Genomic DNA, 14,367 nt, shown 5'->3' on the forward strand with positions numbered 1-14,367 from the left:
CTATCTGCGAGATGTTCTACTGTTGTATCAAGTTAAAGAAGATTGCATTATATTCCTACGCTTAGGATCTCATGACGACTTATTCTAGTTAGCAAAAACTGTCACGATAACGCATGATTGCGTTGAGCATATTGAAAAATAATATAATTTAGATTATTATAATTATGATTATAATAATCGCGATTATATTAACTAGAGTGCAGATTCAGCAGCAATAAGATGCGCTGAAAAGTATTGCAATTATTGGCGTAACGGCAGGTGGAATATGGTTTTTGTTGGCAGACAAGACGAGTTACAAGTACTTGAAAAATTATATGAGAACAGCAAACACTCGTTCCAGATGGCAATAGTTTATGGTCGAAGACGAATAGGAAAAACTTCGCTTATTTCACAATTCTGTAAAAATAAGCACGCAATACTTTTTACTGCTCGCGAGCAAACTAATATCGAGAATTTGCGTGATTTCTCGCGCACTGTGTACGACTTCTTCAATCTACCGTCAACTACAGGATCGTTTAATAATTGGAACGACGCTCTCGATTTTGTTGCGCAACAATCTAACGCCGTAGACCAGAATGCTCCTAAATCTCCACTTATTCTAGTTTTCGACGAATTTCCGTACGCAGCTCAAGCAGATAAATCCTTAGCGTCAACATTCCAAGTCGCAATAGATCATAAATTTAAAAACGCGAACATGACTCTTATTTTGTGCGGCAGTAACGAAGGATTCATGGAAAGTGAAGTGCTTGGCAAAAAGAGTCCGCTTTATGGAAGACGTACCGCACAGATTCGCTTGCAACCATTTAATCTTTTTGAAGCATCTGAGCTTATGCCAAATAATGCTACTTGGGAAGATAAAATCAACTATTTTGCATCCCTTGGAGGAACACCATACTATATAGAGCAGTTAGATAATAAGTCTTCGTTTGCGGAAAATCTTGAGCAATTATGCTTTAACATTTCGGGAATTTTGTACGCTGAACCAGACATGCTCATGCGCCAGGAATTGCGCGATCCTTCAACATACAATAGTGTGCTAAATGCTCTTGCTACGGGATGCAATACTCCGACTTTAATATCGGATCGCATTGGATTGCCAGCTACATCAGTGAACGTGTATTTGAAAACATTAGAAGGCCTTGGATTAATTGAAAGAAATATTCCATTTGGCATGAATCCACTTCATTGCAAAAAAGGATTATGGCAGATTTGTGACCCATTCTTTGCGTATTGGTATAGGTTTGTAGCGCCTAATAAAGGATTGATCGAACGCGGACTTTCACACGCTGCCGCAAGTAGTGTTCTTGGCGGTGAGCATGAAGCGTTTAGTACTTTTGTAGGTCAACAGTTTGAGAAAATGTGCGAACAGTGGATTGTGCACCAATGCAAAGTTGACGGAATGGACTTTTTGCCAACTAAGTTAGGTAAATGGTGGGGTGCGGATCCTATTGCTCGTGAGCAAACCGATATTGATATTGTTGCAGAAGACGATATTAACAAGCAGCTTCTTATTGCAGAATGTAAGTGGCGTAATAATCTTAACGAAGCTGAAGCAGTGAGCAAGTTGTTGCAGCGCGCAACTTTAGTTGAGAATGCAAAAAATAGCGATTATAAGAAAATATTTATGTTGTTTACAAAACATCCAACTTCTTACAATCCTCGTCATGCTAAAACAATCATCAACTTCGTTGACGCACAAACAATGTTTTTTAACTGATTGCGCGACAATAGTTACGTACTATATCGCGCAGCCGAAATCACGCGTTATCGCGTCAGTTTTTATAAGATTTGCAATTTTTGTCACGATAACTCGATATAAAATAGCAACGAAACAGCATTCTGCATCACATATTAACCGCTTACTTGCATCTGCTGCACAAAGGCGCGTCCAAATACTCGATTGAAAAGCGTCCAAATACTCGATTAAATCGCAAGAAAGCACAATAATTAATTATTCTTGCATAATGGCTATTTCTCTACATGAAGCGGAACGTGTACATTAATAATCCACGAATCGTCATCTTCAATAACTTTAAAAGTTCCACCAGCCCGTTCCGCAAGCATCTTATGAAGACGCAGTCCATATCCTAATTGCAAGTTAGCAAGAATACCGCGTTGCGCACTATTTATACACGTAATATGACATTCATTGTCATTAAGCATTACATTCATGGCGTATTCTTTAGGCTTTGCAGCATGCTTTTTTACGTTTGCAAGTAGTTCTCGGCAAATATATTCAATTTGAGCACATTCTTCAAAAGGCAAATGCGCTGATCTCGAATCTTCAGCAACTAAATCACTGTTCAAATCAATGGAACCAATATAGCCAAGCTTCTCAAATGACTTTTGCTCACCATCAAATAAAACGCGTAAGCCTGTGCAAAAATCTTTATAACATGTAGTCGATTGCATAGCATCGCCAGTGCTTGCAGTTGTAGCATTGTCAAGAAGAGAAATGATATTACGTGCTCTATGAACAGCTGTAGTAGCACGTTGAAGAATCTCTCGCGAATTTTCATGCTCTTGGTCATGAGTCGTTTGAGGTTCAATAGATTGTTGAGCCATCATCATAATGCTGGAAAGCTCATTAGTTACTTCATCGTGCATGCGAATTGCGGCAATAGTGGCATATTTTTGAAAAACGTTGTAACGCTGTGCAAATAACTGTTCCTGCTGTTGGTGAATAGTAGAAATATAGTATTTTACGATTGCGCTAGAAATAAGAGTGATAAGAAGCCACCACCCCAACACATAAGCGTTTTGAAAATCGCATATAATAAAGAGCCATGAAGATACTCCGCAAGAAGCAAGCACGGTGTACCAAGGTTGAGTAATTACAGCAATTGCCAAACAAATCAATATGGTAAGCATCATAGATGAATAGTTGATATTGGGTGCAACAATTACCAACGGCATCCAAATGAGCACAATAAAAGATGCTTTACGTGGCCATATTGCAATGCATAAGCAGATTACAATCCATACTATTTCAACTGTAATTGCATGCCAATTAGAGTAGTAATGAAGATTATTATAGGAACAAATTTCAAGAATCAAAGTACAACTTATGATTGCACCAATTCCAATTTTCTGCCAAGCATCATGCGGCAAAAAATTGATCATACGCGTTAATAATTTCATAACTACCTACTTTTACACGTTAATTTCTTACACGTTATATATCATGCGAATACTTTGCGAGCGCAGCAAGCGCCTGCATGCGACTTTTAACTTGAAGTTTTCCATAAATACGCCGTAAATGCGTGTTGACTGTTGAAACTTTCACATTAAGCTGATCTGCAATCTCTTTCGTAGAAGATCCCTGTTTGCACAAGCGCATAATTTCCGATTCTTGAGGAGACAAAACTGAAGTCTTCGGAAGTTGAGAAATCATATTAAATGATTCTTGCGGAGTGTGAAAATAGTCAATATATTGTGGCAATTCTGGGCAACCGTAGCTTGTTGCGCGCGATTGGATGGCTGCAACTACGTCTGCTAAATTGTCTTTATGTACTAGCGCTTGACCACCCGACTTAGCAACTTGCAATACGTATTCATCTAGCATGTAGGAAGTAATGCCAATTAAAACAATATTGCTATTGCGCTCGCGAATTGCCTTAATTACATCAACACCACTCATTTCTCTCATTGACATATCTACTAAAAGTACGTCAGGAGTATTCTCTGCAACGCAACGATGAATAGCTTGTTTTGCAGAAGAACACATCCATGCACAAACAAAGTTTTCAGGCAAACGACTTTTAAGAAGAAGTTGCATATATCGCAATACAAGCGTGTCATTATCAACAATTGCGTAAGTAGTGTTCATACAATATATGATATCTTGTTTTGGAATCCGCTTATCAAGAGATGTGCGATTGTATTGTTTTTCTCAAATTATCAAGATTGTACACATTAAAGTGCCATACGCTAGCACTTTCCGTTGGCACACTCCATTCTTCGGTTTTGCCATTCGCAGTAAAACGAATTATTTGAGTTGTTGGTTTACTTATAACTTCAAAATTAGTGAGTTGATTCCACGCAATACGACGAAGATACTTATCGTCTAATTTAGCTAGATTACCCGAGCCTAAAATGACATTCGGATTAACAATAATAAACTCATTATTAGTGGCAGCAATAATACGCGCAACAACGCCTTGCGCTACATAGAATAATTTAGGTAACAAAAATAGTTTGATTAAATCTTTCCACCAAGGGTCGTATTTCATTGTAAATACATACGTCTTATCAACTGAAAGATTGTGATCTTTAAAATACTTGACGATATCTTCTTCTCGTATACCGCGCAAAGGATTAGTCATAATAAGCACCTCCTCGTGATTCTCGTTTTGTAAATTACCAACATACTAGCGTGCAGATTTTATCTACACAAATAAGCGTACCTATTTTTAACGATAGTGCTTTTAGAAAACTTTTAAAAAACTTTTACTATTAGCAGTTTGTATGTTCTCAACAATCAACATTTAAGAATATTTCCGTTTTGGAATTATTTTTAAATAGAGGCGTACTTATGGAGTTATCGTGGCAGATTCTGTTAGATTTGCGATTTTTGCCACGATAACGCAAGAGTCTGATTGATACTAGTTTAGCGGAATAACAACATTGACCAGCCAAGTGTCGTCATCTTTTTGCGCGTTTAAAGATCCACCTAAACGTTCCACAGATTTTTTGTGGAATAGTAGACCTTTGCCAAAAACAAGTCTTTCGCCAAACTTATTCAACGTCGAAATCGAATTCATGCACATTATTCTGCATTCGCGCTTATCAACCGTAACGTTCATAGAAAAATCAACGCTAGTATTGCAATGCTTACGAATATTAGTAAGCAGCTCGCTGCACATGCGAATAGCACATTGAGCTTTTTCAGTACTAATAGTTGCAGATGCAGTAAAATCACCACTCCCCGAACTTTTATCATTCACTGTTAGAGAGCCATAGTACCCAAGCTGCTCGCAAATCTTACGTTCAGCCTGTAAGCGTGCGCGAATATTGCATAAGAAATCAGTCAAACTTATGCGATTATTGCTATTAGAACTATAAATAAACTGCGTGCTGGCAATATTTGAATCTAAAGAATCATCATACTTATGCTCAGCTTGTTCAAGTAGATTAATAACAAGTCGCGTTTTAGAAAGCGCATTACGAGAATGCTCAACAATCTGCTCTAGCGACTCTTTTGTATGATCACTTTTCTCGGTATACAAAGCATCAGTCGCAAGCAATGTAATATCCGTAATCTCATTGTTCACATCGTCGTGCAATTGCAATGCAACAGAAGCAATATAAGACTGGAACTCACTGCGCACAATATCCATTTTTGCGCGATTATTTTCCTCCAACATGTTCAAATACTTGCGCAAAGCGTAACCGCAAATCATGGAAATAAGAATAAAACAAGGGAAAGTAAGCGGAATATACGCCATTTTTGCAAAGTACATAATATTCAGCGAAACTATGTACGCACAAAGCAAATACTTCCACGAATCGTAAAAGCCTGCAACAAACATGCTAGCGATCAATGAAAAAAGAAAGCAAGTTGCATTTACGCCTGGTACTGCTAACGTTACGCAATATAAAATCGGAGTTACGAGGGATATTTGACGAGGAAAAGCAATCAAAAGAAATATTGCGAACATCCAAACGTATTGGCACACAGATTGTAATGGATTATGCCACAAACCAGCTGTATTGCAAGATTGCACATCCATTGACACTACAAGAATCGCCAATATTATGAATAAAGTTCGCTGAATTTTCCAGCTTTTAACCAACTCAATAACGCGCGAAAATGTTTTCATTAACATGCGTTATCCGTTTCTTGCAAAAGATTCGGATGATTCTGCGGCGAATCATTAAAATATTGCATATTGCTATTTTGCTCACGATTTTGCATTGCAGCAAACGCGGATATTGCTTGCACTCGGTTAGAAACATGTAATTTTTTGTAAATTCTATGAATATGCGTGTTAATAGTGTTTGGCATAAGACCAAGTTGAGACGCAATCTGATTCGTTGTGTACCCTTTAGCAAGCAGATCCATAATTTTTAGTTCTTGAGGCGGCAAAACGCTGCGCGATCTTGATTTAGAAAGCCTAATAAAAGATTCTTGCGGAGTAGCAAAATCGTAAACAACGTCTTTAACGCAACGGCAGCCATACACATTCTGCTTATCGCAATATTGCAAAGCTTCTGCTAGCCCTTTGAAATTGTCTTTAGCAACCATCGCTTGCCCGCCAACTTGCGAAACCATAGAAGCGTAGGATCTACAATCGTAAGAAGTCATGCCAATTAAAATAATGCTGTTGTTTTTCTCACGAATTGCGCGTATTACGTCTACTCCAGACATGTCTTTCATTGACATATCTATCAGAATATAATCTGGAGTAGTTTTTGCTACTTGGCAATATTTCAAAGCTTGCACGCCTGATTTTACGCACCATTTGCACTCGTACTCGCTTGGCAAAAGCTTGCTGAGCACGTTTTGCATAACCGCTAAAACTAATGTGTCGTTATCTACTATTGCATACGTTTTTTGCATAATGGCTTTCTTGCAATCTTATGCTACTTTTCCTACATTCTACTTTATAAGCATGCGCAAAATAGAGCAAATCGTGTAGTAATAAATGATTACAAGTAATGCATGTAAATCAAATGTGATTATAATGAGTGACAATATGTGACTTTTGGTTGCGTTGAAAATTTATTTTTAATAATGATTGCAGCAGGATTATATGAAAAAACGACTAGTAGTATTGCACTCCGCAGAAGTAGCTGCGATGGCGTTTGCCTCAGCAGCTGCTTTTATGCGTAGCTTTGACTTTTTCGCTTTGTGGCTTGTTCTAGGACTTCTTTCTGTTGCAATGTATTCTTGTGCATATTTTTTCTTGCTCAAAAGCGTTATTAAAGCAAAAAATGCGTATATAGAAAATAATATATCTAAGCTTAGCGGCGCGGGCGCTAACAGCATAAGTAGTGATGTTGAGAATATAGAAAACAACAAAGATTACATAATGACTCTTGAGCGAGAGCGCAAAAAAGTCGAATCACAAAATAATCAAATACTCAACAATTACTCAAATAATTTAATAAATATTATTACATGCTTTATTTGTGGGCTTATTCACGTTCCTTGGATTTATTACTACGGAATTGCAAATGGCGTTTTAACATTAGTGATTCTGTGGCGAGTAATAAAGCGTCCACAAGGTCACCCTATTGATGAAAGCGATTTTTAAAGATTTAAGACTTTAAGGATTTAAGCTTATTGCTGATCTTCCATTGAAAGATTTAATCCTTTTGCAGCATTGCGAAAATATTCTATGTGATCGCCATAACCGTCTGCAATAATAGCATCCTCTTTTACAACAAAAGAGCCATTTTCTAGCACAATATATTTTGTAAAGACTTCTTCTAATTGCTTAGCTAATTCATCAATTTCATCTTGTGAAAGCTCTTCGCTACTATTTTCCGCAAAGTTATCTTCCTGCTTTTGAATTTGATTAATGCTATTTTCACTAACATTTCCTATTTTGTTTACGCTATCTTCTGGCTGCCAAGAGTTTATACCAAAATCACTCATGCTTACACTACCCATATCTGCGCTACTCATGTTTGTATCTCCTTGTATCTGTAACGTATTTGCGCAACATATTTGTGCGTTGCTTTAACTCTAATTACAAACATTTTCCGTGCAATCTTGAGTACTAAGTTCTGAGTACATAATATTGCTCGAAGACTTGCGGCATTTATACTAGAAATACAAAATACATACGAACGATAGGCAGCGTACACAAATTAGCTACAATGCTCACGAACAAAACAGCAAATTGGAAGGGAAACAACTCATGAGCAAGGACTCTATAAAACTTATTAAAAAAACGCTTATTTGGATTCTTAAGTGGGCAATATTTACAGCAATCGAATTCCTTCTTTTGTACGTTGCGATTATTTCTTGGAATCATGATTTTGCACGGTTCATGCACGAATACAGTAATGCTATTATTCCATTTATGGCAACAACCGGAGCCATGACAGCAACGATGAGTCGAAACGAAGGCACTATTTTTGAAGTCAAAGATTAAGGTGGTTCAAGATTATTTTGCGGATTGAATTGAAGCCTCTTGGCGAGCAACGTCAAGCGCTTTGTTGAAGGCATCACTAGTCCAACTTGCTCCAGCAACAACCGAAATATGCAAATCTTTTAACGGTTTTCCAACGATTTTTCCTGGAATAGCCTCACTGAAAGCGCTCATGTGTTTTTTGGAGATTGGCGTAAACGGATGAGACGTTATTTGCACACTGCTAATATTTCCATTTGCAACGCTTAAATTCACGTCAATGCTATCTTCTGCAACTGGCCCATACTTAGCTTTGATTTTGTAATCGCCATCTTTGTAATTGCCAGTGTCTGTTTTAGGCGAATTTTGCTGATTTTGCGAATCCTCACTTTGCGCGGAAGCGTGCGATTGTTGAGCACCAGAATCGTAAGATTTCGAAGCATTGCCACTATCGTTTTCGCTTTGACCAGAGTTTCCTGCAAACTCATCATTCATTGGAACGGCACTCGGCTCGCCGCAAGATGCAAGAAACGCACTTGAGCTAGCCAAAACCGCAATCGCAGCAACCGTTTTTGCAATTTTTTTAGACTTCAAATCATCACGCAAATTAGTGCAGCGTGAAACATTGTGAAACATATTGTCTAAAATCATAAATCATCGCCTTTAAATCTTAAATTAAAACTATGCGCAACTAATCATTTAAAAACTAATCATCTAAATTCGCTAATTTAGGTGACTTAGTAGGCTCATGATTTTGCAAAGCTTCCGCAACGCTTTCATCAACATGTGCACTCGTAAACGCAGGCTTGCCACCAATCGCCTCGTACGCTTTGCGCGCAACCTCATTATTCCAACGTTCACCAACAAGCACACCGTGGTTGAGCATAATTTCACGATCCGCGCATTGAGCAACCAAAGAATCGTGCGTTACAACAATAATCGTAGTGCCCTGGGAATGAAGCTGCTTAAATAAGTCTAGTACAATCTGCTCATTCTTTTCGTCCAAATTACCAGTCGGTTCATCCGCAAGAAGCAACTTCGGGCAGTTAATAAGCGCACGAGCAACACAAACACGCTGCTGTTCGCCGCCAGAAAGCTGGCTCGGCAAATGATGCGCGCGATCCTTCAAGCCAACGCGTTCCAAGGCTTCCATTGCTTGCGATTCATCTACAACTGAATGATAATATTGCGCAACCATCACATTTTCTACAGCTGTTAAATGTGGCACAAGATAAAACTTTTGAAACACAAGACCGATTACGTTTTTGCGAACGTCTGCAAGCTGGCCCGCGTTCAAATCCTCGAGTTTGCGGCCTTGCAAAGCAACGGAGCCTTTAGACGGCGAATCCATGCACCCAATAATGTTCATTAGCGTAGTTTTGCCAGAGCCGCTCGAGCCAACAATCGAAAGCCACTCGCCTTGCGGCACAGTAAGCGACAAATCGTCAACAGCGCGAAGAGAGCCGTAAATCTTGGAAACATGGTCCAAAGTCAACAGCATTTCTGGCTCAGCTTTTGTGCTCTCCAGCTTAGTTTCTTTATTCTCTGTCATATTAAATCCTTAACTAAAATCCTTAACTAAACACTCTAAAATCACTCTAAAAATCACTATAAAAGCTATTCTTCTCGAAGCACAATCGCAGGGTCTATTTTTGAAGCGCGCAAAACAGGCGGCAACGCAGCAACGCAAGACGCTGCAACGCTAAACACAATAGAAAACACAACCAGCCACCAATTTACGCTCAAATCTCGCGCAAACACCATTGACGCAAGCAATCGCGCAAATCCATACCCCACTGCTGTACCAGCGATTCCGCCAATAAAACCATAAAGCCCAGATTCTGCAGTGAACTCAATGCCAATGCTTTTAGCGCTCGCACCCAAAGCTTTGCGCAAGCCAATCTCATTTCGGCGCTGCTGCACAATCGAAGAAATCGTAGTGCTTACGCCAACCATCATCAACGCAAGAACAACCAGCGAAACAATCCAAAATAGGCTGCGAAGCATAGCAATAATGCCAGTATCTGCCGCCGTAACTTTAGTAACTTGTTGCGCACGAACACGCATAGAAGTCATATCGTTAATGCTGCGCACAACAGCATCTACGTTCGGCGCAGAAGACGAGTAAGCAATCACGTCCGCACCGCGCTTAACGCCTGTAAGCGCACGCAAATCCGCGTTAGTTGCGTAAAGCATGGAATCTTCGGCATCTCCCGTATCTAAAATGCCGCAAACGCGGAAAGTTGTGCCGTGAGTATCCATAATATCTGTGGAAACTCTGCCTTCAACAAGCTTATTTTGAGAAGATTTATCTGTTTGATTATCTGTTTGATTGCCTGCTTGATTACCTTGCGATTTTTGCGCAAGGCTATCCGAATCCGAGGAATTATCGCCAGCGCGATACGCGATTGCAATGCGCGAACCAATCTTCAATCCCATAGCCGAAGCAACATCTCGCCCAACCATAACGTTGCCACTGCTAGGCCAAGCGCCGTCCACGTTCCAATGCTTATTAAGCGACTTAACAGCGGAGACATCCACTCCAGCAAGCACGTACGGAGCCGCATTAATGCGCACATTTTCGTAACGGTAGGTAGCAAATCGCATAGCACCTTTTGCAAGAACCATGTCGTTAGTGTGCAAAACCATTGCGCGATCAATGCCATTTTTCCACTCGCCTGCAAGCGGCGTCACAATAATATTCGCTCCGTATGCGCGCATTTCGTCACTCATTTGTTGAGGAACAACAATGCAGATTGCAGCCAAGCAAAATAGCGTAGCGGCACCAACAAGAGTGGCAACTACTGCCATAAGCGCACGCGACTTTCGGCGAAAAACCGCGCCAAAAAGCATAGTCGCAAACATTGCGCCATTAGAAGTCATACCCGAACCAGATTTAACGCCCATGAAGCACCTCCGCAGGACGCACATGCAAAATAGAGCGAATAGAAGAGCCAGCAGCAGCAAGAACAGTAATCGCAAGAAGCACAAACACCAGCACAAACACCATTGGTCGAAGCGAAATCGCAGAACCAAACACGCTAAATCCAATCACTTGCGCAACGCCAAAGCCTGCAATCATGCCAATAAGCGCACCAGCGCATGCAATAACCGCTGTTTCCATAAGCATTAGCCGCGCAACAGCGCCATCGCGCGCACCCAGCGCCTTGAGCAGCGCAAGCTCCCCCGAGCGCTCCGAAATCGCAGCCGCCATAAGATTCGCAACCGCAACAGCCGCCGCAACCAAGCTAAGCGCCGTCATAAGCACCATCACAGCGCGCGTCTTGTTAAGCACGCTGCCTTGCATAGCAGAAACTTGCCGCACTTGCTTTGCAACAGCTCCTGGAATCACTTCTTCAATTTGGTAAGTAATCGAGCTTGGGTAGGCTGTGCAATACCACGTCTCCCACTCTTCTTGGCTAAGAGCCGCTGGATTCTTCGCCGCTTTACGCGCTAAATCGTTTTCTGGCGTAGTCAATGCTTTAACTTCAATCGCCTCAACCATATTTGGCTTATTTGAAAGGCGTTGTGCCTGGCTGGAATCCGCGTAAATCGCGTTATTGTCGCTATCTCCAGAATCGTAGATGCCAACAATTTTAAGTGAGATTTGTCTGCCAGAACGAGTTAGTTTTATTCGCTGACCAACTTTTAGATTATGACTTTTAGCAAGATTTGTGCCAACAGCGGCCTCGTGCTTAAAATCGCGCGGGAATCTGCCTTCAAGCATCTTCCACCAAGACCGCATTCCTCGCACACCAACAACTGTTGTTTCTCCAGAAGCGAGCGCAAGCTTGCGATTAAACCACGTGCCAACAATCGGGACTACTGAATTAGCAGATTTAGCAGATTCGGCAGAAGAATTTGCTTTAAGATTTGCATAAATCGTTAGTTTTGGCGCAAAATTCGTTATGTTAAACGCCCAAAAAATCATTTTGATTTTTGCAGCATCCGATTCCTTCAAAAAAGCGGTAGATTCTTGACTTTCAGCATCCGCCAAAGTTTGAGAAGTTCGAGAAGTTTGCGAATTACTATAGTTCGACTTTGTGCGAGACGCATACAAGTCGTTCACAACAGCATTCGACTTAGGCTGAACAATAATATTGGACCCGTAAGAGCTAAGCTCCGCGTTAATTTTGTCTCCAACGTCGTAAACAACGCTAAGCATTGCAACGCTTACACACGCACTCAAGCACACAACAATCGCTATAAGAACTCGCTTTTTAATCTGCCTTGCAAGAGATCGCGCAACCATTCGAATCATAAACATTTGCAAGCACTCCTACTTAAAGTGCGAGCTAAGCACGTCTAAATCGGCTGTATGAATGGTAATTTTGCCGCCACCAGCCTTGTATGGGAATGGAATCGGGTTGCATCCGCCCTTAAAACCAATAGTCGCCAAATTTATTGCAACATCGCATTTTCGGCATATTATCTTGCCGTCTTTTTCGTAGTAGCCTGCGTCTCCGCAATTTTCGCAAGCATCCAAGCCCACTCCATACGCTCCACCATTTTTCTTGATGATTATAAAGCGCATAACAGTGCCATCTTTAGCTTTGTATTGGAATCTATGCAAGTGACCATCGCTAATTTGCACAAAGTTGATTGTTGCTACGCCATCATGCAACTCGTACGGTTCTGGCGGCGTAAGCGTTGGCTTAATATTCATAAGAGACACGCCAGCAGTAAGCGTAAGTATTACTACGATTGCAGCCATTAGCGCCGCAAGCGCAGACCTTCTAGACTTACGCTTAAACGCTCGCTTTGCGCGGATTTGTGCAGAATTTTCTCCAACTACAGGCGTCTTAAAACCAATTACAAGAGAGGCGAATGCAGGAATCAAAAACACGCAAATTTGCGCCATAATCATAAGCGGAGCGTTGTTTATAAGCCAAACAAGAATGCTAAACGAAAAATCGTCTATATACAGCAAAATACTTCCTTGCATAATTTGCAGCAGGGATGTTAAATGCTGAATTAGTAAGATTATTATGCTTAGAATAATTGCGATTCTAAAGGCGCCAATACTCGCGGTTGCGCGCAAAGATCGCACCATAAGACTTATGCAAATCGCAGCAGCCGCGCCAAGAATAAATCCTAGCGCGCGAAGAAGCATATCGGAAGTAAACGGAGGCGTGCTGGAGTCAACGAAAATCGTAAGCTGCAAAATAACGTCTGGGAGCGCGTAAAACACTGTAAACGCTAGGCAAAGCGCGCCAATTGCATTACTTATGTGCAAGGGCAGCGGATTTTTGCGCCATTTTGCAACCGTTTTGCCAGATGCGCCAACACAAGCGATTGTGGCAACGTCTAGCGGAACTGCAATGCAGAGCGCTGGAAGATTCACAAAATTGCGCTGATTAATCACCACGCTTGCGCGCAAAAATGCAAAAACAAGCGCCGCAACTGTTCCAAAAATCAAGCCGAAAAGTCGCCAGCGAGAGCTGATTGGCTTATCTCGCCCCTCGCCGACGCTTAGAGTTGCGCTTAATCCCATTGTAATCAGCGCAAGAGGGAGCAGCCCTGGAAGTACTGTAACGAACAGCCTGAGCATGTCTCCCTCCTTTGCTGTTTATGTGATTATTTGTTATTTATTTATGCGTTATGCATTATTCATTTGTTGTTTTTATTTGTAAAACTACCACTGGCAAAACTACCACTGACGTGGAGTGTACTTCCAATCGTCGAATGTAGCGGTAATTGGCTCAGTCCAGAATCTGCCAGTCACGCCCGTAGCAGGATCTACGTGAAGCATCCAGCCCTTCTTTTCTGGCGATTCGACAGAAAGCACTAACTTGTAGTTTCCAGCCTTATCGAGCTTAACATTTGCGCCGTAGTGTGGGCCGTCGGAAGCGTTCATTTGCATAAACGTTCCCTTTACAACGGCTTCGCCGCTAGCTTTATCAATAATTTGATAATTCACAGTCAAATCTGGAATGAACTCGCCCTTGCCGTAGCCAAGCTTTGTGCCTTCCTTGTTTGCGTGAATATCTGCCTCAAGGTGGAAGCTTGCCTCGCTTGCCTTTAAGCCCATGCCTGCTGGAACCATATCGACTGGCTGGAAGTACACGGCGCCAATCGTAAGTGGGCCAATGTTCTGGTCTTGGTTAGGTCCAACTGGAACCTCTTCAAAGCCTTTGTCTCCGCCCTTATCGTCGGCCTTCTGCTCAGATGCTTGTGGCTTTGCAGCAGATTTTGCCGCGTTTCCGTTTGCACCGCAACCAGTGAGTGTTAGCATTCCTGCCAGCGCTAAGGCTGCAATTGCCATCATCTTTTTGTTCTTCATATC

General features: G+C 41.3%; 15 protein-coding genes. 3 read left to right on the forward strand and 12 right to left on the reverse strand.

Annotated features, from left to right (window positions below):
- Window positions 1-265: 265 nt before the first annotated feature.
- Window positions 266-1,717 (forward strand): ATP-binding protein, encoded by a 1,452-nt coding sequence (locus tag HXT46_RS06035; protein WP_004114264.1) that lies wholly within the window; start codon window positions 266-268, stop codon window positions 1,715-1,717.
- Window positions 1,718-1,968: 251 nt separating this feature from the next.
- On the opposite strand, the gene HXT46_RS06040 is transcribed toward HXT46_RS06035, so the two are convergent.
- From HXT46_RS06040 to HXT46_RS06060, 5 genes are all read right to left on the reverse strand, one after another.
- Window positions 1,969-3,141 carry an exodeoxyribonuclease V gene (locus HXT46_RS06040; RefSeq protein ID WP_421785919.1) on the reverse strand — a complete coding sequence of 391 codons (1,173 nt, stop codon included), beginning with the start codon at window positions 3,139-3,141 and terminating at the stop codon, window positions 1,969-1,971.
- A gap of 34 nt (window positions 3,142-3,175) precedes the next feature.
- Window positions 3,176-3,829 carry a response regulator transcription factor gene (locus HXT46_RS06045; protein WP_004114259.1) on the reverse strand — a complete coding sequence of 218 codons (654 nt, stop codon included), beginning with the start codon at window positions 3,827-3,829 and terminating at the stop codon, window positions 3,176-3,178.
- A 34-nt stretch (window positions 3,830-3,863) separates the two neighbouring features.
- Entirely contained in the window at window positions 3,864-4,325 is a 462-nt protein-coding gene (locus HXT46_RS06050) for a hypothetical protein (protein WP_004114257.1), read from the reverse strand.
- A 279-nt stretch (window positions 4,326-4,604) separates the two neighbouring features.
- Window positions 4,605-5,828 carry a histidine kinase gene (locus tag HXT46_RS06055; RefSeq protein WP_421785921.1) on the reverse strand — a complete coding sequence of 408 codons (1,224 nt, stop codon included), beginning with the start codon at window positions 5,826-5,828 and terminating at the stop codon, window positions 4,605-4,607.
- Window positions 5,822-6,562 (reverse strand): response regulator transcription factor, encoded by a 741-nt coding sequence (locus HXT46_RS06060; protein ID WP_174190773.1) that lies wholly within the window; start codon window positions 6,560-6,562, stop codon window positions 5,822-5,824. Before HXT46_RS06060 ends, HXT46_RS06055 begins: the two co-directional genes overlap by 7 nt.
- A gap of 193 nt (window positions 6,563-6,755) precedes the next feature.
- Here HXT46_RS06060 and HXT46_RS06065 point away from each other — a divergent pair, with 193 nt between their 5' ends.
- Window positions 6,756-7,259 carry a hypothetical protein gene (locus HXT46_RS06065; RefSeq protein ID WP_014554325.1) on the forward strand — a complete coding sequence of 168 codons (504 nt, stop codon included), beginning with the start codon at window positions 6,756-6,758 and terminating at the stop codon, window positions 7,257-7,259.
- Window positions 7,260-7,285: 26 nt separating this feature from the next.
- Here HXT46_RS06065 and HXT46_RS06070 read toward each other — a convergent pair whose 3' ends face one another.
- On the reverse strand, window positions 7,286-7,633 hold the full coding sequence (locus HXT46_RS06070; protein WP_004116167.1) for a hypothetical protein: 348 nt from the start codon (window positions 7,631-7,633) through the stop codon (window positions 7,286-7,288).
- Window positions 7,634-7,868: 235 nt separating this feature from the next.
- Between HXT46_RS06070 and HXT46_RS06075 the strand changes: the two genes are divergently transcribed.
- Window positions 7,869-8,105 (forward strand): hypothetical protein, encoded by a 237-nt coding sequence (locus tag HXT46_RS06075; RefSeq protein ID WP_004138665.1) that lies wholly within the window; start codon window positions 7,869-7,871, stop codon window positions 8,103-8,105.
- Between the two features lie 12 nt (window positions 8,106-8,117).
- Here the strand turns inward: HXT46_RS06075 and HXT46_RS06080 are convergent, their stop codons facing one another.
- The 6 genes from HXT46_RS06080 to HXT46_RS06105 form a co-directional block, all read right to left on the reverse strand.
- Entirely contained in the window at window positions 8,118-8,732 is a 615-nt protein-coding gene (locus tag HXT46_RS06080) for an FMN-binding protein (protein WP_004138761.1), read from the reverse strand.
- A 55-nt stretch (window positions 8,733-8,787) separates the two neighbouring features.
- Window positions 8,788-9,633: an ABC transporter ATP-binding protein gene (locus HXT46_RS06085; RefSeq protein WP_004114240.1), complete on the reverse strand. Its 846-nt coding sequence runs from the start codon at window positions 9,631-9,633 to the stop codon at window positions 8,788-8,790.
- A gap of 65 nt (window positions 9,634-9,698) precedes the next feature.
- Window positions 9,699-10,988 carry an ABC transporter permease gene (locus tag HXT46_RS06090; RefSeq protein WP_004114238.1) on the reverse strand — a complete coding sequence of 430 codons (1,290 nt, stop codon included), beginning with the start codon at window positions 10,986-10,988 and terminating at the stop codon, window positions 9,699-9,701.
- Window positions 10,978-12,348 carry an ABC transporter permease gene (locus HXT46_RS06095; protein ID WP_032836421.1) on the reverse strand — a complete coding sequence of 457 codons (1,371 nt, stop codon included), beginning with the start codon at window positions 12,346-12,348 and terminating at the stop codon, window positions 10,978-10,980. Before HXT46_RS06095 ends, HXT46_RS06090 begins: the two co-directional genes overlap by 11 nt.
- Window positions 12,349-12,360: 12 nt before the next feature.
- Complete coding sequence (locus tag HXT46_RS06100) at window positions 12,361-13,632, reverse strand: DUF2318 domain-containing protein (RefSeq protein WP_004138702.1); 1,272 nt, start codon at window positions 13,630-13,632, stop codon at window positions 12,361-12,363.
- Window positions 13,633-13,731: 99 nt separating this feature from the next.
- The gene (locus HXT46_RS06105) at window positions 13,732-14,364 is read right to left on the reverse strand and encodes an iron transporter (protein ID WP_004116196.1); all 633 of its coding nucleotides are present in this window, start codon (window positions 14,362-14,364) and stop codon (window positions 13,732-13,734) included.
- Window positions 14,365-14,367: the final 3 nt, after the last annotated feature.

The sequence above is a fragment of the Gardnerella sp. DNF01204 genome, from assembly GCF_049244145.1.
GTDB lineage: Bacteria > Actinomycetota > Actinomycetes > Actinomycetales > Bifidobacteriaceae > Bifidobacterium > Bifidobacterium vaginale.